The organism is Schlesneria sphaerica, assembly GCF_044336245.1.
GTDB lineage: Bacteria > Planctomycetota > Planctomycetia > Planctomycetales > Planctomycetaceae > Schlesneria > Schlesneria sphaerica.
Genome location: NZ_CP172346.1, coordinates 6,896,813 through 6,917,837, shown reverse-complemented (window position 1 = coordinate 6,917,837; position 21,025 = coordinate 6,896,813). Strand labels below are relative to the sequence as shown.

Sequence of the window (21,025 nt, the reverse complement as noted above, 5' to 3'; positions counted from 1 at the left end):
GTGCGAAGTCTCGAAAGGGAATCACTGCGAGAACAAATTCATTGCGGCGGTGTCGCGCTATCAAATGGGTGACTTCCCAGCGGAGAACCCATTTCTGGCTCCGAAGAAGTCGCGCCGAAATCAACGAGGAACTCGGACAACTCGAGGTGCCAGTCCCATGTTCTCAACACGGGGTTGAGTACGATGCGGAAACGAAAGCACTTCTGTTTTTCATGCCACTCAGTGGATTGACCCTCGTTGGCAAAGGATGTGCCTGCAGTTGTTCGGCGTGATTTGCACGGGCTCGAAATTTCGGACAGCCGAACGGTTCCATGTGGAAAGTCACCATCACCTTGAGGAAGCGAGTTGCGTCAGGCCAAGTATGCCTGATGGCACTTCCTCAATATGCTTTCCCGACCAAGATCCGGTGCGTAAAACTTATCATCGGAATCACTTACAACGTCGTACAGACAGCGAGACACGTAGAAGAGACAGACTCCACCGCTCGTTCTCCCGCAACATTCCTGTCCTTCGATCGCCTCTGCCGAGAAGCCGCCTGCGCACAGTTCATGCACACAATTGCCGCTTTTGGTGGCATAGCATGTTCTCAAGGGGCCGCCGCGAAAAGAGCCCGATTCTCAAGGAATCTCTCCCCCCGGCCTCTCTTCCTTGAACCTCTCTTCCTTGAATGCACTTGGCAACCTGACACCTTTCCTGCCGCAATAAGGGGTCACCTGTCAGCGGAACGAAGTTTGCGTCCTGCCACTGCTGGAACTGCTATCCTCCCTGTCTCGGGCACGATGCTCACAACAGACTTCAACAGGACTTTTGGCCGCCCGATCACTGGTAAACTTTCCCGCACACACTGGCTTGGTACCTTTGGAAAATGGTGCGAGAAAACCCCGCTCGACGACTCGACAAACGGATCTGGTTTTCGCTGAGTCTCTCAGCGGGGCTCGTCATTCTGCATCAATTCCTGATTCAACCGTCTCTCGTCCAATTGACGTCCGATGCCCCGGTGATCAATCTCGCGGGACGGCAACGGATGCTGTCCCAGAAACTGGTGAAGGAGGCACTGGCCTTCGTCGCCACCACCGAGAATACGACGCGGGAACTGCGACGCGGGGAGTTTGCCGAAACCCTCGAAACCTGGCGATCTGCCCATCTGCAACTCCGGAGAACGACCGTCGAAAGGGGCCTCTCGACCAATCCAGAGCTTGACTCGGGATATCGGCGCCTTGAGCCGCTCTTTCAGGCGATGAACGATGCCGGGATAAAGCTTCTGGCAAGTCATGATTCCCATGCCCAGCAAAGTGCCCTCGAAGGATTGCTGCTCAATGAACCCGAGTTCCTGAAGGAAATGCACAGTCTGGTCGGCGTGTACGAAGACCAGGCACGAACGCACGTGCGGCAATTGCAGGGGCTCGGTTTTGTCATCATGGTCGGAATTCTGGGAACGCTCCTGCTGGTTCAGTTTGGTGTGATGCGCCCCGAACTGAACAGTGTGGGAAAGGCTTGGGAAAAATCCGAAGCGAACTACGAACTGCTGGTGGAATCCATGACGGATGGCCTGGTCGTCCTGGATGCAAACGGCAGGATCGAATTCGCCAATCGACGGCTCGGAGAGATGCTCGGCCAGGAGAGTGAAGTCTTCATCGGACGTTCTCTCTCAGAGTTCGTGGCAGCAATCGACCAGCCGACTTATCAGCGCCTGCTTGCCATTGATGAATCCCCACAGTCAGCCGACATCAAGTTTGTTCGCTTTGAGGGAGGGGAGGTCGAGACCTCAATCTCGCCTCAACGAATGAGCCGCATTCAGGGAGACCCGCCCCGTCTACTACTGGTCATCACGGATACCACCATTCGCAAACAGATCGAACGTCGCAGCCAGGACCTTCAAACGCAACTGGTACACGCGAACCGGTTGAAGTCGATGGGAACCATGGCAGCAGCTCTGGCCCATGAAATCAACCAGCCACTGGGAGCCATCTCCAACTACGCGGAAGGCTGCCTCACCCGGCTGACCGGTGCTTCGCCTGATCCCCGGGAACTCGTCAGTCCCTTGCGTGCCATACTGCAGGCCTCTCTGCGCGGAGGCGAAATCGTTCGACGCACACGCAACTTTTCCCGCCGTCGCCCCTTTCGACTCGCCCCCGAATCCCTTAACGAACTTGTTCGTGAGATCGACGAACTTTGCCGGCCCGAAGCCCGGCGACGCTCCGTTGTCCTGGAACTCGACCTCGACGACACTCTGCCCGACATGGCCGCCGATGGAATCCAGATCCAGCAAGTCTTGGTCATCCTCATTGAAAACGCTTTCAACGCACTCGATCACAGGGAGCCTTCGCAAAGGAAGATCACGCTGACAACGCGTGCTCGACCGATCGATGAGATCGAAGTCTCCGTCAAGGATTCAGGACCGGGTCTGATGCCTGACACGTTAAAGTCCCTCTTCGAACCCTTCGTCACCACGGAAGTGAACGGGACTGGCCTTGGCCTGACCATCGCCCGTGGAATCATCGAAGCTCATGGCGGAAAAATCTGGCATGAACCCAACGACGCTGGCGGTGCCGAATTCCGATTCACTCTGCCGATTCTGGCCGAGTCACCCGGGTCCGACCAAACCGGGCGCAAGGCACAGCCACCAACACCGCTGGATGTGAGCGAGGCTGTGGACGCGGATCTCCTGGAAACATCCCTTCTCGGTAACCAACCCCTCCCTTCCGACATCCAGAACGTCTGTACTTCCGTCGCCTCAACACAGAGGGACCGAACATGATTGGAGACGGTTCCCCTGTCGCTTTCATCATCGATGACGACGCGGACATGCGTGGATCGCTGGAATTTCTGATTCAGTCCGTTGGAATTGCGACCGTCTGCTATGCTTCGGCAACCAGCTTCCTGACGAACCTGCCCCCTTCGCAAGCAGGTTGTGTCGTGTGCGATGTGCGCATGCCCGAGATGAGTGGTCTTGATCTGCTCGAACACCTCGTCCGACTCAACAGCCCTCTCCCCGTCATCCTGATGACGGGCTTCGCCGATGTCCCCATGGCCATTCGGGCCATGAAGCTCGGCGCCGCAGAATTTATCGAAAAGCCCTTCAGTGGCCAGGTGATGCTGGAAGCCATCCAGCGCACCTTGATTGAAGATCGCACTCGGCGCACCTCGCGTGAGATATGGAGCGACTTCGCTGGCCGCATGGCAAACCTCACAGACAAGGAACGCTCGACTCTGGATCTGCTCATCTCGGGTGCCCCCAATAAGACAATTGCAGCGCGACTTGAGATTACCGAGCGGGCGATTGAAGGGCGAAGAGCCTCCATCATGAAGAAGCTCGGTGTCAGCACCTTCGCCGAACTTGTCCGCCAGGTCACTCAATATGAACTTCTGCCCCAACTGCACGAGCGACCCCGCCTGTGACCTGTTGAGAGACGACACGGAACCGCACGAGACAGATGCGGTCCCGTTCAACCCATTCCCCGGATTGATTCCAGGTCGTTCGCACCTCCCGCCGTCGCATCGAGTCGCGGCCGTGACGTCCCCCACGAGCCTCCGGTGGAGACGTCCTGGCCTGTGTCGCCCATCTCAAATATAAAAGGTTCCCTTGAACGGAGAGGTCTAACGGGAATGACCCCGCGTCGAGATCAGGTGAGCCACATTCCTGACCCGAGTGGCCGAAGGAGGGTGGATTGCGAACTATTCCGGTTGGCCCTGGTCTGTCGACTGTTCGGGAGTATCGGGCGATGTCAGCCAGTTGCTGATGACGGGATAATCGGCCCGATCATGGCTGACGACCTGGGCATGCCGTCGTCCACTTGCGCGACGATGTTCACTCTCACCATCCTCGATTTCCGCATAGGCAGGGACCATCACCGTCAGCATCATCAGTTGCGCAACACCGACTCCGAAGATTCCACGAATTGTATCCATACATCACTCTCGACTTTCTTACGTGAACCATTCGTTACGATCGAAAGAGCGAAGTTGCTTTCGATCTTACTGGCGGTAAATACGTCATTCCGGGCCACTGCTGACAGGTGAATCCGAACCGTCTTGCAGTAATGAAAGTGAATCGCGATTCACCGCTGAATTTCGCGAAAGTCAGCCCGCGAAGCTTTCAGAACTGTAAACGCACTCACATCGCAGAGCCCCTATTCAGCTCCCCCCGTCCACGCGCCGCCACTTTCCTCTGCCTAGCGCTCGTCATTTAATCACCACCAGGCCCATTGAAGGTCAACCGGCATTGAGAAGTCGTGACGAGCATTGATAACGACGAGAGCTCACGGAGAGATCTCCCGGGGAATGGCTTCGGCGTGACGGGGCAGAGGGGGGATCCCATTCCGAGTTGTTCCAGCCCCTCCGTTCCCCCCCCGCCGTCGACAATTGAGCCAGCGCGGGATAGTTTCATAAAACGAACTGCGCGCTGCACATCGTTTGAGCACCTTGAGCACCTAATCGCAAAACACCTGTTTTTCAGGCGTTTCAATTAGATGCTCAAGCTTGAGCATCTTGAGCACCTTGAGCATCTAATCAACCCCCGGCCAGGAACACGTCTCCTGTGCATCACGCACCTCCCTGAAAAAAGCTCCATGCCCCGTCGGCCCCCAGTGCCGTCGGCTCTCCGTGCCGGGTCAAACTCCACCAACAGAATCTGCGCCAGCGCAACCCGCCCCCGCGTCGACACAACACGAAAAATATCGACAAAGAGCTTTGTAGCATAGAGACCACCACAAATAACGTCAAGATGTCTTGTCGCAGGATTGCTTTATGCGGACAGTCTCGCAGCATCCGCGCCGAGGTGCTGTCCCCCCCGCTGCAGAGGGACGGCGCGACGCAACGGCAGAGGTCCAGTCTGCTCCCTTCAGGTACCGAGCGTCACCCGACGGTCGATCCGGATCCGCTCGAGGAACGTCTCATCATGGCTGATTACCAGCAAAGCTCCGTCATAGGCCCTCAGCCCCGTTTCGATGGCTTCAATCGAATCGATATCCAGATGATTCGTCGGCTCATCCAGAATGAGCAGCGGCGGTGGAGTCTCCCCGCCAAGCACGCAAGCCAATCCCGCTCGCAGAAGCTGCCCACCGCTCAGGGTCGAGACCGCCTGTAAAGCGGCATCCGCCCTGAACATGAAGCGAGCCAACGCGGCACGGCATGCCTGCTCATTGCTGGCGGGGTTCAGTTCGAGATAGTTCTCTCGAATCGACTTGGACGCATTGAGGCAACTGACTGTCTGATCCATCACCACAAAAGGAACAAACGATTCCACGACCCCATGCCATGGCTTCAACTGACCGGTGATCAGCCCGAGCAACGTCGACTTTCCCGAGCCGTTGCATCCGGTAATGGCGACTCGTTCCGGCCCCCGCATGTGAAGCGAGAAATGGCTCAGCACAGGCCGGTCGGGGTGATATCCAAAGGTGACGTCCTGCACCTGGATGACGGACTTTTGCCCGGAAAGGTGAGTCGACGCCAGAGAGACCGTCAGCGGTTGCAGAACTTCGATGGCCTCGCGCGCTGCGGACGCCGCAGCCTGAGCCTCTTCTCGCCTGCGCGCCGCCAGTCGGGCATTTTCCCCTGCAGTGTTTTCACTCCGGTCTTTCATCATTCCCAGAATGATATGCGGAGTCCCTCCGTCCGCTTTTTTCTTTTTCCCCCGGCTACTGACTCGAGCATGTCTTTGAGCCGTCAATTGCGCGTTCCGTTCGATCTGATCGATCTTCTGTTCGGCGTCGTCGAGCTCGCGCTGGGCCGCCGCGAGTTCGACAGCTTTCAATTCCCGGTAAGTGCTCCAGTTCCCTCCATAGCGTTTCGCCCCCAGCTTCGTCAGCTCGACGATCTCGTCCATCGTGTCCAGTAACTCACGATCATGACTCACGACGATCGCGCCACGCGTCCAACCGGCAAGCACCTCGGTCACCGCTCGTCGACCTGGCCGATCCAGATTGTTCGTTGGCTCGTCCAATAGCAGAAACGCAGGCTCGTCGAACAGCAGCGCGGCCAGTCGTACACGCGTCAACTCCCCCCCGGAAATCTCTGCCAGTTGCACACCGGGCTCAAAACTCAGGCCGACTCGTCCCAGCGCCGCGGCGATCCTGGTTTCCAGCGTCCAGTCCGCTTCGGCAAGTTCGGTTTCGCTGATCTTCCCCTGCTCGGCACGCCGGAGCAGTTCAAGTGCAGCCGTGACGCCGAACAGATCTGCCACCGTCATTTCGGACGGGACCTGGACGGATTGGCGAAGGACCCCGAGCGGACCCGACACGAAAACCGTCCCGGCAGCAGGGGCAATTTCCCCCGCAATCAGCCTCAACAGTGTGGTTTTTCCGACACCATTCCGGCCGACAATTCCGGCCTTTCGGTTACCGAAATTCAAGCAGAGGTCATCGAATAGCTGCGGCCCGTCAGGAACCGACCAGGAGAGATGAGAAAGAGACACAGTGAATGCCATAGACGGATTCCTTCGAGGTTACGAGCCGGTTTACGGGAAACGGATTGGGTTCGTACGAAGTCATCCATCGTGTCATTGTCATCTCCGGAACAAAGAGAATTTGAGGATCAGTATGAGACTGACACAGGCCAGGTCAGTCAGGTTCGAAGGGTCGAGATCCAGGAATGTCCATCCCTACCCAGAGTTCAGCCGAGGGTGACATTCAACAGGGTCGGGCCCGAGTGCGTCCGAGGGACAAGACAGCAAATCGCCATCGAAACCGGTGATCGCGATCAAGACACCATCAACGCCCGCGTTGGCGAAAGAACAAGAACCAGGGGCGATCCGATGACTGCCAGCAACGTATTGCGGCGTCAAGAGTTCACGACTCGCACCACTTTGGGTCTTTGGGTCAAATCAACATCGGTTGCATCACCTGTTCAAAAATCACATGAGCAATCGAAGGCTCACGATCCCACTGACCCAAGATATCGGCCCGCGGGAGCCGTGGGCTTTGGCCAATTTTTTAGTCTGTCAGGGAAACAACAACGCCAGCGTGTTTCCGCAATGCGCATAAAAAAAGGACGGGCACAGGGGCTCGTCCAACGGATAACACTGTGCGAGTGAGAACCTTGCAGTGAAGACCCGTTGCAGCTTAAATCAGTCTCCATCCGCGCTACGTGAGGGAGCGATGTTTCGGTTTCGCTTTTGCCGCAATGCTGAAGTGATAGTTTTAATCCGCGCTCCCGTGAGGGAGCGATCGGAAGCGCTGATGCTCCTACTGAAGCAATATCTTGTTTCAATCCGCGCTCCCGTGAGGGAGCGATGGGAGCGATAGACACGTCGGCGCTTGGGATCGAGAGGTTTCAATCCGCGCTCCCGTGAGGGAGCGATCCGAGACTGCTGACAAGCGGCTGCGCGTTGCCTCGTCGTTTCAATCCGCGCTCCCGTGAGGGAGCGATGTGATCGGCAATTGGTCCCGGCCATCTCACTATGAGTTTCAATCCGCGCTCCCGTGAGGGAGCGATTGGCGTCAGAAATCAAGCACAAGAGGGACAGGGCGTTTCAATCCGCGCTCCCGTGAGGGAGCGATCTGCCCGTCTGGCGATTGAGTAGCACCAGGTCCGGGTTTCAATCCGCGCTCCCGTGAGGGAGCGATCTGCATGGGATGCCTTTCTATGGGCAGGTCATTTCGTTTCAATCCGCGCTCCCGTGAGGGAGCGATTTGCGCCTTGTCGCGGAACAATTCGAATCCTGAATTGTTTCAATCCGCGCTCCCGTGAGGGAGCGATCACTTCAACTCCGGTCCAACCGCCGAAAACCCCTCGGTTTCAATCCGCGCTCGCGTGAGGGAGCGATTGCACATTGAGATCGTGGACGGTCGGGTGCAACTGGTTTCAATCCGCGCTCCCGTGAGGGAGCGATCTGATGCGCGCGGGGTTTTGATCGGTGGTTGATTTTTGTTTCAATCCGCGCTCCCGTGAGGGAGCGATGGACGCACAGACTCGCGACTTCAGGCGGCCGGAATGTTTCAATCCGCGCTCCCGTGAGGGAGCGATCGTTGATCCTCGAGAACATCCGCAAGGTCCACAAGTTTCAATCCGCGCTCCCGTGAGGGAGCGATCCGAATGATGTTCCAACCAGGACACCCCATTCAATGTTTCAATCCGCGCTCCCGTGAGGGAGCGATGCGCAACAACTGCGGCGGATCTGTCATCTACCTGTTTCAATCCGCGCTCCCGTGAGGGAGCGATCGGCCAAGGGAAAATCGGAGCCGTGGTGATGTTCGAGTTTCAATCCGCGCTCCCGTGAGGGAGCGATGGCGGTGATCGGCAATTCATGCCGGTTGATGAAGAGTTTCAATCCGCGCTCCCGTGAGGGAGCGATAAACAACCCGAACGGCAGGCCGAAACTGCCTGAGCGTTTCAATCCGCGCTCCCGTGAGGGAGCGATCGTCTTGCGGGTGAGTTCCGGCATTTCCAACAAGTTTCAATCCGCGCTCCGGTGAGGGAGCGATGGTCGAGGGCTTCAGCACAGGAGCGTCCTACGCGTTTCAATCCGCGCTCCCGTGAGGGAGCGATCCGATCGCACCAGATGGTAGCGTCCCAATCGATGTGTTTCAATCCGCGCTCCCGTGAGGGAGCGATCATCTCAATTCGCTGCATTAACTGCGGTGCATAGCGTTTCAATCCGCGCTCCCGTGAGGGAGCGATTTCTCGGGCTGGCATCCAATGCCTCGCGGGTGGTTTCAATCCGCGCTCCCGTGAGGGAGCGATCTCGCGGCAGCAGAGCGGCGGCCAACCCCAACAAGGTTTCAATCCGCGCTCCCGTGAGGGAGCGATTGTCGACCCACTTATGACGCTGGACGCTTACGACGTTTCAATCCGCGCTCCCGTGAGGGAGCGATCTTTGCGTCGCGTCTCTCCGCGTTCCTTGGGGCTGTTTCAATCCGCGCTCCCGTGAGGGAGCGATTGCCGTGCCGGGATTGCAGAGCCTGCTGATGAAGTTTCAATCCGCGCTCCCGTGAGGGAGCGATCAAGGTCGATCGAAACCGGTGCGAGTACTTTCTGTTTCAATCCGCGCTCCCGTGAGGGAGCGATGGTACTCACGTACGACGCCGGTAGTGACGCTTGGAGTTTCAATCCGCGCTCCCGTGAGGGAGCGATGGTAATGCTCGACACATTCCCCGGTGCGAGCGTCTCGTTTCAATCCGCGCTCCCGTGAGGGAGCGATTTCCGACGCTCGCCTGTTTTGCCAGTCCTGCATGTTTCAATCCGCGCTCCCGTGAGGGAGCGATCTGCCGGTAGGCGTTGCAGCTGCGTTGCTCGCAGGGTTTCAATCCGCGCTCCCGTGAGGGAGCGATCTGATGGCTCATAGGTGATTACTTCATCCTCCAGGCGTTTCAATCCGCGCTCCCGTGAGGGAGCGATACAGATTTGGCGATGCTGGAATCACTGTTTCAGGGTTTCAATCCGCGCTCCCGTGAGGGAGCGATATGCTTCACTCGTTTCTTCGGAGCCGGGATCAGCAAGTTTCAATCCGCGCTCCCGTGAGGGAGCGATACGCTCGCACCGATTCTCCGACGTGGAGCAAATGTTTCAATCCGCGCTCCCGTGAGGGAGCGATCTGGTGTGTCCGTGCCGGGGTCGTAATGCCCGCAGTTTCAATCCGCGCTCCCGTGAGGGAGCGATACCTTTTCGTTTGCCTTATTCTCGTTGAAGACGGTTTCAATCCGCGCTCCCGTGAGGGAGCGATCCAATGCAGTGCGGACTGTCACAGATGGCGTGCTGTTTCAATCCGCGCTCCCGTGAGGGAGCGATCTAAAGCAGTTTCGTCCGCGACTAATGCTCGTGGTTTCAATCCGCGCTCCCGTGAGGGAGCGATAAGCTGGCCTGGTTCATGACGCCACACCAGTTGAGTTTCAATCCGCGCTCCCGTGAGGGAGCGATTCCGGGCGGTTTGAATTCAGCGTGAAGACTGCCACGTTTCAATCCGCGCTCCCGTGAGGGAGCGATTAATTGCCGTTTCCAGCCCCGTTTGTGCTTCCGTTGTTTCAATCCGCGCTCCCGTGAGGGAGCGATGTGCTCGATGGGGATGTCCGGTTCGGACTTTGCCAGTTTCAATCCGCGCTCCCGTGAGGGAGCGATGTGTGTTCTGGGGTCAGTGCATGCAGCGTGCCTGTGTTTCAATCCGCGCTCCCGTGAGGGAGCGATTCGGCGTCGGGATGACAAAGAAACAGCGAGCGAAAGAGTTTCAATCCGCGCTCCCGTGAGGGAGCGATGCCCGCCGCATCGAAGCCAGCGACACTGAGCCAGGTTTCAATCCGCGCTCCCGTGAGGGAGCGATACCGCGAGTTTAAGTGACGATGGGCCATGAGTCTACGGAGCTGATTCCGCGAACCCTGCCGTTTTTGCTGGACGCTTTGCGTTGGAACGAAAGGCATTTTCTCTAAGTTGTTCCCGTTAGAAAATTTGCGAGGATCGCGAACCTGTCAGGAAAGCTGTGCGCGCTTCGGGTTCGCGTTCGCTGCCTGCTGAAGAGCGGGACAGGCGCCTGGAGGCATGCGAGATCTTTGGTGAATTCGAGGCGAACCCGGAGCCAGTCTCCGTTTTTCAACAGGCTGTCAGACGATCAACGGACCATCCACATCATACGCCGGTTTCGATCCCACGTGCTCGACGCGTCGATGCCAATTCGTCCCAAGATAATAGTAGCGCAGGCTATCCTCGTCAGGTTTAATAATCGATTCCAGCCGCGATTTGCAATTTGTCCATTGAGCAGGATCGACTTTCATCTCGAACACCGAATTCTGAACACGCTGACCAAAGTCCAGACAGGTGCTGGCGACCTGGCGCAAGCGTTTCTTCCCCTCGGGCGAACTCGTCGAAACATCGTAAGTGACCAAAACATACATTGAAGCCGACTCCCACACGAATACAGGCCGACCTTGCACAACTCACGCCGCAACTGACGCCCCAGATGCGCCCCTCCCCCCGCACTTCCGAGCAGGGAACCTACTTCCAGACGTACGGAGGATAGGCGTCAAGATCGCCGCGGATCCAGCGGGACATCAAACGAGCCTGGATGTGCAGCAGTTGTCCAAAGGTCATTTTTTCCCCCAGAAAGGGATGGGTGACTACCTCCTGCTTCCGCTCCTGATAAGCAACCAGTACGGTTTTTCGCGTTGAATCGCTCATCCGTACCGCCCCGGTTTCCACTTTTTCAAAATCTCTCGCATGCACCTGACGGCGATTAATCAGGGAAAAAACCAAGCGGTCAGCCAGACACGGACGAAACTCTTCCATGAGATCCAGCGCCATTCCCGGGCGGCCTGGCCGGTCCTCGTGCAGGTAGCCCACCGCCGCATCCAAACCTGCTCCTTCACACGCAGAACGGGCATCGTGCGACAGGAGCGCATAGACGAACGACAGCAGCGCATTCAAGGGATCCAGGGGAGGGCGACGAGACCTTCGCGTGTAGGTAAATCCCTCGACATCGATCATCAGATCGTTAAAGGCTTCAAAATAACTCGCCGCAGCTTCTCCTTCTAGACCCCGCAGGCGCTCGACATTGGTCGCCGTCCGCACATCAATCTGGTTCGCACTCAGTCTGTCCGCGATCTTTCTCAGCCGGTCAGCACGAACAGGTTCATCGGTCTCGCGCGCAGCTCGCAGCAGCAGCGTACGACAATTGGCCAGCTTTCCCAGGATGATGCAGCGCGCCGCGAGGGCGGATTTGACAGCGTCATCCGCCAGCCGATACTGCTGGCGTCTCAAAATCACGTTGCCAGGAGAAAAGCCGACTACCGCGGCATGAAAACGTCCCGTCGACGATAGGAAAGAAATCGAAACTCCCTGACTGGCGCACTCACCCATCAATTGCGGGCTGACACCGACTCGCCCGAAACAGACGATTCCATCCAGGTTGTGAAGCGGAACCCTGAGGCGCGTCTCTTTCTTGATACGGACCGCGACAGCCTGTCCGTCCTTGCACAAATACGCTCCGTCGGTCGTCACGAAAAGTGTGTTGAGGTGAGTCTTCATCGAGCCTCTCATTGCAGAACCAGGAATGGCAGCAGTGCAAATCAAGTTCAGTCCGAACGATGGGCCGCAAGAACACCGAACCAGGGCAACACTTGGGATTCACAGGGGGTTTACTCTGAAAGTGTCCCTTCGCTGTACTGCAGCATCCGTTGCAGGTAATCCATGGCGGAATGGTTGCGGGATGTCGCCGTCGGCAGACACAACGATTTTAACGAACAACTGTCGCACTTCTTCTCGTAGACCGCAGGGGGAGTCTTCCGACTCCGGATCATCTCATGCAGTCGCTGGGCGGCCGCGCGTGTCCGTTCTCTCAGGACGTCATCGCAGGGGACGTCGACCCGTCGTCGCTGTTGACCATAAAAGAGCATGGCCGTCGGGATGGTAACTCCCAACATTTCTTCCAGGCAGATGGCCTGGGCACAAACCTGCACTCGATCGCAATCATTCGTCTTGGGCTGACCTCGTTTGTATTCGACAGGTGTCACCCGCCAGTGGATCCGATCTGCAGGGGCGGCCGACTTTAAAGCCTGCGCCAACGTCTGGCCTTTTTTGCGCAATCCCGCAGGGGGTTCCCATTCGATCACATCTGCCTGACCTGCCAGGCCCAGCGTCAAGCTGTGTAAGTCCAGTCCTCGGGTAGTCCGGACCCCGCGGCGGGAGTCCGGATTTCCCGAATGAGCTTTCTGATGAAGATGATTCCCCTGAGCAGTGAGCAGATTGTCGGCCCAGAGCCGTTCAAGGTGGATCAGCGCACACTGCCGTTCGCAGAACAGCAGGTGCTGCAAGGCCGAAATCGGTAGCAGATCATCTTCAGAATAGGCCATCGCAATCTCCGTCTCAATGACCGTACGCAATTGGGCTCATGTCTGAGGGGGTCAGTCCCCTTTTCTCGAAGCAAACAAGGCGTCAGACCCCGTGCATATTCGCGCACGGCCATTGAGCAGGCTGTTGAAAATGGGGACTGGCTCCGAAGTCCGCTCGAAACCGATGAGCAATCTGCATCGCTCAAGGTGCCTGTCCCACGTTTTCAACAGGCAGTTAGAGCTTTCGATGCACCGTGATCCCCTCAGGAAGACTGGACTCATCAACGCTGACGACGTAGTCAGCGAATGACCGGGCCGGAACGGCATCCCCTTCCGCACTCGGCTTTCGGCCGACACGCACCCGCTCAAAGAGCTTATTAGCCGGTGCATTTCCGAGGGGACTTTCGTGCTCGAAGACGATCAGCCCCTGCGGTGACATCTCCCCGCGCGACGCCGATCGGTCCGTTTCAAACATCTGCAGCAAGGCGGTCCAGAACAGGTCCAGGTCCTCGCCGTTCTGATCGAATCCGGTCTGAATGGCCAGATGCGGATTGATGAATCCATGAACGCGATAAAGTCCGTAAGGGATGGTGAATTTCCGCCCCATCGTACGGTTTCCCCCATCCTGCTTCTCAGCTTCCCGTTCTGTCGTCACCGCGCATCGGGTCACGGCATGTTCCATCGCGACGACCGGTTCCACGCTTCGTCCCATGGCGAATTGGACGGGTCCGCGAACCTGTCCGCAATTAACTTCGGTCGTCATTACAGCACCAAAACTGCGGATATCGAAAAAGTTCTGGCACATCCACGCCGTCAGATTGCGATCTTCTTCGGCCTTTTCCTTCCCTTTCGCGGTCCGTTTTTTGGGATCAATCTCCAGTGCCTTGTAGGCTCGGGCCTGCTGGTTATTCAGAATCGCCTTTTCTTTGACATAGATCTCGTAGGGGGGCTGTTCCTGTTTGACCAGCCCGACAAAATTGCGGACCTTTCGTTTGAGGCAGACATCGGTGACCAGCCCCTGGCCGGTTTCGGCATCCACGCGAGGCAGATTTCCTGCATCAGGATCGCCATTGGGATTACCGTCTTTGACATCGAAGAGATAAACAAAGTCGTAGCGCGATTTCATGAGTGTCGGTTCCTGAGAAGTGATGTAACGGATGGGCTAAGTCAGTTGACAGCAAAGAGGGCATCCGGCTCTGCCTTCTCTTTGCGGATGAAAAAATCCTGTCGCTGGTGGTAATAGCCAATGGCGAACAGCCCCTGATCCTGCAGATTCAGATGGCCGGGAAACTTTTGCAGCTTGCCGACAATTTCCTGGATACGCTTTTCATGAAAGACAGCGGTATCCTTCTTTTCGCTCTCGAGTTTTCTAAGGTGGTGTTGACTGAGGCGAATCAGGCGGGGAAAGACGCAGGCAGGCGTCGCAGACGCAGACCCGAAGTAACGATCTTTGATCGTGGCGTTGATCTTGTTCGCATCTCCGGTCCTGTTCAGGGCATCTTCCTGGATTTTTTCCAGTTCTGCGAAAAGGCGTCCGAGGCAATAGGCAACATCTTCGCGACTCGTATCCAGCGCCATGGCAATCTCCTGAATGGGTGAAGAATTCAATTTGAACTGGCGATTGAGACAGGCTTTGATCGGGGCGACCCGCAGATACCTCAACTCACGGTCAGCACGGACCCTGCGAATCAAGGCGGCAAGCAACATCTGGGGGTAAGCTTGACCGCTGAGGATCGATCGCATCAGCGCACCGCTCAATTGAGGCGGGATATCCTTTGAGTCACGAACGGTCTCGCGCAGGATCTGCCAGGGGCTGATAAAGTCCGGCTCGTTCTCCCGGTGCTGCAGCGCCAGATCGTCAAAGTGTTGCTTGAGGTTGGCGACAATCTCACCAAGTGAGCTGACTCGCCAGAACCGGACCGAGATGCGGGCTGCGTTGGGTGAAAGCCCGAGAATATAAAACGGAGTCTCTTTGTCTCCGAGTTCCGCCGGATACTTTCCCTGGGCGATCAGATGGAGAATATTCTGCAGTTTGTTCAGCAGTCCCTCGTCTTCTGGTGGGGGATTGCCCAGTACCAACCCGAAGATATTTTCCATGGGTGTGGGCTTTTCGGTCCAGAAGACGGTCGTGGCGTCACCGATCTGAACTCGGCGACTTCGATCGGCCAGCAGACTGTTGAGTGCGGTGCAGTATTGAAAGGCAGCCGTTTCGCTCACCGGGGCATTTCGTGATTGCTCCTTCCCATAGGATTCAAAAGCGTCCAGATTGAATGAGACGATTGCGGCGCCGGAAGACTGAGCGCCGGAGACCCCCTTAATCTTGGGATCATGCAGTCGAGCGATCGGAGCTTTTCGACCGGTCACCAGACACTGTCCCAGTTCCCCTTCTGTAGACGTGGTCGCCTGCTGGAGTTGGTCCTGCCACCATTGCCGAACGGCGTCGACTTCGTGTACGAACTGACTTTTCCCCCGGATGCGAAAGAGGCCAAATCCAGTCCCGATCTCGACTAGACCGGGATGTTCGACAGACTGTGCAGGATCCCACTTTTCGAGAAAGCGGCAGACGGCACTGAACTGCGGATCTTGAATCGTCTGCTCTAATTCAAGGTGACGCTGGCGGAATGCTTCGAACGCCTGGCGAGTTCGTTCCGGCTTGGGGTCGTCAGGCTTGTAGCCCAGCATGTAGGCGGGATTGTCCCACAGAAAACAGGGATTGACACCAGCCCCAGGCGGCTTTGAATCGCCACACACCAGCAGCGAGGCAGCGACCTTTTTCTTGCCGTCACCGGTCCTGAGATCCTCGATACCATGCAATGATCCATCCGGATCGAGAACCACCGCGTAGGAGATTTTCTGTCGGCTGAATCCTGCGGGCGCGATTTCGGAATCGGGCTCACTGGCCAATCGTTCGTAGTAGCTGTTGAGTGCCTCAAGGATCATGAATGCACCTCCTGCAGCGCCGATTGAAGGGGAGGAACGTCGATCACACCGTCGTGCATGCGGGCACGAAAGAAGTGGGGCAGGGTGTCACGACGCTCACCGGTATGGCCACAGATCGTGTCCGACGCCTTCCCGGTAGCAGGTCGAAACTCGATATCGTGCAGGAGGTAGCCCAGGTCTTGTTCACCTGTGAGGGGGGAAGTGGGAATTGAGCCATCGATCCACTCGAAGTCACAGGGAAACTCGCGGCATCCCAGATAGGGGTGGTGGAAATACTGACCCCGTTCCGCACGGCGTTTGAAGATGTTGTAGTGCTTTTCGATGGGATCGCTGGGGTCCAGAATTTCAAACCGCGCTTCGATGGCATACGCCACGTCCGTGAGGATGGTCGCTGCACGTTGTTGCCGCGTCTCTTCGATAAAGAGCGACAGTGGCTCGGTCGACCTTCCCGCCATGGCCTGTCGGGCATTGGATGCCGAGGCCTTGGAGGAAACTTCATTCCGGCGCAGATTCGTGAAGCGGATCGGCTTCAGGACGTGCAGCCGCTCGACAACCCACCGGACCTGAGGCTTCCAGTAGATCGCTTCCAGCACCCCCCGCGCAGCGGACGGAGTAATAACGTCGTAGCTGACACGCTCGACCTTCATTTCCGGGCGAGTGAAGCAGGCGTAGTCCGCCCAGACTTTTAAGCGAATTGGCGACATGATCGTCCGATGCTCCTTAACTAAGGTTTTGAAACACAAATGAAGTTTGGAAATGACGCCAGTCGTAACGCTTCGGTGCGTGCAGTTTTTTTGAGAGGAACTTTTGATTTTTCACGACGAAATCTTCCGGCAGTATGCCACTGCTTCGGAGTCCTGGCAGAAGCAGTGTCTTCGTATCGTTGATGCATGACAGTCCACGACATGTTCGAGGTCATTACTGGAGCGACATCCTGAATTCCGTTCGCGAAAAGCAATGGCGGATGGCGACTAACAGAGTTGCATGTGACAAATAACCGATCTTTCGCTCACCCCTCCTTCGAATGTTCAAGCGATCCACTCGGACGGCTCCACGAACCCTGGGCGGTCGATGCGAATGCCCAACTTCTTGTCATAGGCACTCACGTTAATCAGCGCCGGGTACTGGCCATGGATCAGTTCGATGTCCGGAGCCATCGCTTGATAGAGGTGTTCGTAAAGCGTGACAGAATAGCGTTGGAGTTGGCGGAGGAGTTTTCGATCAGGGCCATCCATCCTCAGTCGCTGAATGAGATCCTGGCCGACGCACCCATAAGGAACGAACACCGTCCTTCCCTGTTCTTCGATCAATCGAAGTCGATCTGCGGCGTGGCGGAAGTCGGCTGAAAATTCGGTGGTCGGACAGGGGAAGCATTTCATCACTCCTTCTTCCGGTGTCTTGTCCCAGCGATTGGGTCCGGAGCGTTTCCAGTAATGAAGCTCAAAGTACGCGCGTATGGCGTCAGGACTCAGAACGTCCTCTTCAAAGGCTGGAATAATTTCACTCGCCGACATCGAGGTCGAACGGAGGTAGCCGTGAAGAGCCACCTCCTGAGGGTCGAAGACAAAGACAGTGCCGTTCTCGGCTCTCCCTTCCCTGTTGCAGCGACCCGCCGCCTGAGCAATCGAATCGAGACCCGACAACGCACGAAACACGACCGGGAAATCCACATCGACGCCCGCCTCGATCAGTTGCGTCGAGATGACGCGGCACGTCTGTCTGCGTTGAAGTCGCCGCCGGATCTGAACAATCGTGTCGGAGCGATGCTGACCGCACATGAGTGTGCTGAGGTGATAGAGTCCCTCAGCGTTCCCGCTTGATTCCAGCTCGCGGAACAGTTTGGCGGCATGGGCGCGCGTGTTGACGATCGTCAGGAACGATGCCTGTTCCTCCATCCGTGCGACAAGTTCCTGATCAGTGATCTTACCTGGAACAATCTTGTTTTCTCGAGAACACGGTTCGCCAATGACGCGAACCTGAACCCGTTTCATCTGGGCCGCAAGCTGCGCGGGATCAGGGATGATTTCCCTGACGTCGGGAAGTCCAATCGTGAACTGGTCCCGGTAATGAACGGCAGGTTGTGTCGCGGTACATAAGACAATCGTGCAGCCGTAGCCGCGGACAAGCTCCTGCAGCGCTGCCAGACAGGGCCGAAGCCGATCCACTGGCAACGTCTGCGCTTCATCGAGGATGATGACACTGTTGACGAGATTGTGCAGCTTGCGACAGCGGGACGTTTTCGCGGCGAACAGTGACTCGAAAAGTTGAACATTGGTCGTGACGACGAGTGGTGCATCCCAGTTCTCGGTCGCCAGGCGAGAGCGGGGCGATTCACGTTGATCCTCCGGATCCACATTGGAATGGTGCTCCAGAACGATCTCGTCGCTCAACGACTGGAAAACCTGCCGGAAGACATCTGCCGTCTGCTCGATAATACTCGTAAACGGAATGGCGTAGACGATTCTCGACTTGCCGCGCTGGATCGCATGTTCCAGGGCGAAAGCGAGCGACGACAACGTCTTGCCTCCCCCGGTGGGCACGGTGAGGGAAAACATCCCGGGTGGCTTCGCCGCTGCATCACGGCACGCTGCCAGAATCTGCTGCCGACATGTTGAGACGGTCCCTGGTACGGCATTGAACTGCTTCTTTTCCAGTTCCGCATCAAGCGCTGCCTGCATTGTCATGAACGGCGGCAGATGCCCTGACGCACGACGTTCCGATTTCTCCCGATCACAAAATTCCTCGGTGGCCAGAAAGTCGGCATCAACCAGACACGAAAAGAGCATGCGTGTAAAGAACGCGTACCGGAACCCTAGAATATCACGGGTGTCCTTCGAAGCCTGCATTTCGAGCGGTTCGAGGTCGCACTCAGGACGGAGGATTTCATCTGGCACAGCGACACAAGCGGGAACCTTCTTTCTCAGTCGCTCAAACAGACTGGAATCTCCGCCACTGGCATTTGCCAGACCAGCGTGATGTCCTGCGATCACATAGGCGAGGATTTGGCCATTTCCGCCCAACTGCTTCGCCGCGAGCTGGGCACCCGCAGTGGAATGGTCAACTCGGTTGAACTGTTCAAGGTGAGCTTCAAAGCCATTGGCGGTGAGTAAGTAGTCCTGGAAGGCATCGCTATACTTTCCGAGATCATGCCAGAGTCCGGCAAGCCGGCCCCAGTTCTCCGCCTGAAAGGACTTTGCGAACGCAGCACAACGGTCACTCACGCGCTGAATATGGTCACTTAGTAGCTCCCAGCGGGAAGTATCTGCGTCACCTTGAACACTATGCCCATAATAGGTCCTCTGTTTCTTATCCAGGTGGTTCATAGGAAACGACCGTACACATCCTAAAACCGACTGTCAAACGAATCGCTTTGATATTAGATAAGAATGTGATGTGGATTGTCTATTCGTCGGCGGAGGGACGTGTAGTGTTCAGATCAACCGGAAGCTAATTAGGACTTCGGGATCGAAACGGTCTCTGCTGATTGCCTCGCGTGCCCGGTTCGCTGGCCAGGCACCAGAGGCGATTTCGATTGGGTCCCGCCTTCGCTCAAAGAGGAATCCGGGGATATGGGTGCAATGCGTCACTTGTCTTCGCCCCATCCGCCAAAGGTGCTCGCAGTGTTGGCTGAAGTTGATCTGACGATCCGAGTCCGGTGAAACAGTCATCGTTTCGAACCTCCTCACACAATGAAGACCTCGGCCAAGCACACAACAAAGCACAGACACAAGCAAGAACAGTTCGAGTGACAACCGCCATTATCTACCGTTCGTGATGATCCATGCGGCGAGTTGTTCGTCGCTGAGGTCCTCGAGCAGCAGCAGGGACTCGTAGGGGTCGCCGGACAGGCCCAGGGCCTGGGCGAAGGCGGGTTCGGTTTTCTGTCCCTTGTCGCGCGCCTGCTGGATCAGCGGCCGTAACTCGGGGTGCAATCTCAATAGCCGCTGCTCGATCAGAAAGTGTCTGACACCTGTCTGCCTCTGCACGGGGATCTGCTGGCAGAAGATTTCGATGGGCCAGCCCCGATACTCGAAATTGGCGATGCAGGTCGGCTGCTCTCCGATGGAGAGTGATCGGACGGCGAATGTGGGCCGTTGCTGAAACTCGGCGCAGACACGGTCGCGGAAATGGTTCAGTTCGGCGGCCTCGCAGGCGACATCGATGTCGCTTGAGGCCACCGTGATGCCGAGCGGTGGGGTGCCAATCACGACTGGCCGGAATTCCGCCAGTTTCGCCAGTAAGTCCAGATCGGCCAGAATTTGTTCGTAGTGAACTCGCATGGTTCTCCCTTCGTGCTGCCGGGCTGCACTGACTTTTCAAACAGCTCTGACTGCATCGGGTTCGGTTGTAACGGCCGGCCGTCGGCTCCGTACCCCCGCCTGGCACTGATTTCCGCCGATCGACACTGCGTGTCATGCGGATCAGGGTGCTGAAAGTGTTTGATTTCGGAAAGTACAGAAATTGGCATCATTGACTGACTCTATATTATCGATAATATATACGCGTCGTGCGGTAGGGCTGATGTGATAGCGGATTTGTTCGCAACCTGTTCAAATGTTGCTGGTTACATCGGGCACGAGTTGGAAAGAGAGAATCGGCAATGCCTTCCCTGCGCCAATGCATGAGTGACAAGATCAGAAACGCACTGACTTCCAGGATTTTCGATGGAAGCCTGAAGGCGGGTGAGCGGCTGGTTGAGTTGGAAATTGCACGGGAATTTGACACCAGTCAGACTCCCGTCCGGGAAGCCTTGCGGGAACTCGAATCACTGCAGCTCGTGGAATCGATTCCCTACCGCGGAACTCGCGTTCGGGAAATTTGTGATCGGGAGATGATCGAGGCGTACACTGTGCGTGGCGTACTGGAGCAACTCGCTGCCGAGTTGGCTGCACCGCGACTGGCCGGGAATGTTTCCTCGTTGCGGACGTCCCTGGCGCTGATTCACGAAGCAGCCCGAACGGGAGACATTGAGGCGTATGCTCGCCACAACATTGAGTTTCATCGAACCATCGTCCTGGCATCGGACAATCAGGTACTGATTCAGTCCTGGGAACGACTCGCGTTTGAAGCACGCGTCAGGCTTCATCTGCATCGTCGGCATGAGCCAAGTTTAGTTGATCGGGCGCGCGAACATGATGGCCCGGTGGATGCTCTGGAACGGGGTGACGGAGTCACTGCCGGTCGTTTGCTGCGAGAGCACGCAGAGTCGTGTAAGCAGCGCTGGTGTGATCGAGTCGCTGGTTCGGCTGCTTCGCAGCAGACCGGTACGACGGAGTTGACGCCCGTCACTGCCAGTTGTTTGTCCTGATGACCGTCGTTTGTCCTGGAGAATGGTG

Annotated in this window: 13 protein-coding genes and 1 CRISPR repeat array; of the genes, 3 read left to right on the top strand and 10 right to left on the bottom strand. The window is 56.9% G+C overall.

Translation table 11 applies throughout. The features are described 5' to 3' along the window. The first annotated feature begins 865 nt into the window (after positions 1-865). Both ACGY09_RS24770 and ACGY09_RS24765 read left to right on the top strand, forming a co-directional pair. Positions 866-2,758 carry an ATP-binding protein gene (locus tag ACGY09_RS24770; protein ID WP_397569857.1) on the top strand — a complete coding sequence of 631 codons (1,893 nt, stop codon included), beginning with the start codon at positions 866-868 and terminating at the stop codon, positions 2,756-2,758. Then, the gene (locus tag ACGY09_RS24765) at positions 2,755-3,399 is read left to right on the top strand and encodes a response regulator transcription factor (RefSeq protein ID WP_397569856.1); all 645 of its coding nucleotides are present in this window, start codon (positions 2,755-2,757) and stop codon (positions 3,397-3,399) included. Before ACGY09_RS24770 ends, ACGY09_RS24765 begins: the two co-directional genes overlap by 4 nt. A gap of 276 nt (positions 3,400-3,675) precedes the next feature. Here the strand turns inward: ACGY09_RS24765 and ACGY09_RS24760 are convergent, their stop codons facing one another. The 10 genes from ACGY09_RS24760 to ACGY09_RS24715 all read right to left on the bottom strand — a co-directional run bounded on the left by ACGY09_RS24760 (position 3,676) and on the right by ACGY09_RS24715 (position 19,969). Next, positions 3,676-3,909 carry a hypothetical protein gene (locus tag ACGY09_RS24760; RefSeq protein WP_397569855.1) on the bottom strand — a complete coding sequence of 78 codons (234 nt, stop codon included), beginning with the start codon at positions 3,907-3,909 and terminating at the stop codon, positions 3,676-3,678. A gap of 931 nt (positions 3,910-4,840) precedes the next feature. Next, positions 4,841-6,424, bottom strand: coding sequence for an ABC-F family ATP-binding cassette domain-containing protein (locus ACGY09_RS24755; protein WP_397569854.1), 1,584 nt, complete (start codon positions 6,422-6,424; stop codon positions 4,841-4,843). A gap of 641 nt (positions 6,425-7,065) precedes the next feature. Beyond that, a CRISPR array of direct repeats spans positions 7,066-10,249; the repeat unit is 31 nt; unit sequence GTTTCAATCCGCGCTCCCGTGAGGGAGCGAT. A 277-nt stretch (positions 10,250-10,526) separates the two neighbouring features. Next, entirely contained in the window at positions 10,527-10,817 is a 291-nt protein-coding gene (cas2, locus tag ACGY09_RS24750) for a CRISPR-associated endonuclease Cas2 (RefSeq protein ID WP_397569853.1), read from the bottom strand. Between the two features lie 100 nt (positions 10,818-10,917). Continuing rightward, on the bottom strand, positions 10,918-11,946 hold the full coding sequence (gene cas1c / locus ACGY09_RS24745) for a type I-C CRISPR-associated endonuclease Cas1c (RefSeq protein WP_397569852.1): 1,029 nt from the start codon (positions 11,944-11,946) through the stop codon (positions 10,918-10,920). 110 nt (positions 11,947-12,056) lie between these two features. Next, on the bottom strand, positions 12,057-12,770 hold the full coding sequence (gene cas4 / locus ACGY09_RS24740; protein WP_397569851.1) for a CRISPR-associated protein Cas4: 714 nt from the start codon (positions 12,768-12,770) through the stop codon (positions 12,057-12,059). A gap of 214 nt (positions 12,771-12,984) precedes the next feature. Beyond that, positions 12,985-13,875 carry a type I-C CRISPR-associated protein Cas7/Csd2 gene (gene cas7c, locus ACGY09_RS24735; protein WP_397569850.1) on the bottom strand — a complete coding sequence of 297 codons (891 nt, stop codon included), beginning with the start codon at positions 13,873-13,875 and terminating at the stop codon, positions 12,985-12,987. 41 nt (positions 13,876-13,916) lie between these two features. Then, entirely contained in the window at positions 13,917-15,689 is a 1,773-nt protein-coding gene (gene cas8c, locus ACGY09_RS24730; protein WP_397569849.1) for a type I-C CRISPR-associated protein Cas8c/Csd1, read from the bottom strand. Continuing rightward, positions 15,686-16,393, bottom strand: a complete 708-nt coding sequence (gene cas5c / locus ACGY09_RS24725; RefSeq protein WP_397569848.1) for a type I-C CRISPR-associated protein Cas5c — start codon at positions 16,391-16,393, stop codon at positions 15,686-15,688. The genes cas8c and cas5c overlap by 4 nt, the downstream gene beginning before the upstream one ends. A gap of 324 nt (positions 16,394-16,717) precedes the next feature. Beyond that, on the bottom strand, positions 16,718-19,012 hold the full coding sequence (gene cas3 / locus ACGY09_RS24720) for a CRISPR-associated helicase Cas3' (protein ID WP_397569847.1): 2,295 nt from the start codon (positions 19,010-19,012) through the stop codon (positions 16,718-16,720). 435 nt (positions 19,013-19,447) lie between these two features. Next, on the bottom strand, positions 19,448-19,969 hold the full coding sequence (locus ACGY09_RS24715) for a DUF4269 domain-containing protein (RefSeq protein WP_397569846.1): 522 nt from the start codon (positions 19,967-19,969) through the stop codon (positions 19,448-19,450). Positions 19,970-20,289: 320 nt separating this feature from the next. On the opposite strand from ACGY09_RS24715, the gene ACGY09_RS24710 reads away from it, so the two are divergent. Next, a complete protein-coding gene (locus tag ACGY09_RS24710; RefSeq protein ID WP_397569845.1) occupies positions 20,290-20,997 on the top strand; it encodes a GntR family transcriptional regulator in 708 nt (235 codons plus the stop codon). The last annotated feature ends 28 nt before the right edge of the window (positions 20,998-21,025 follow it).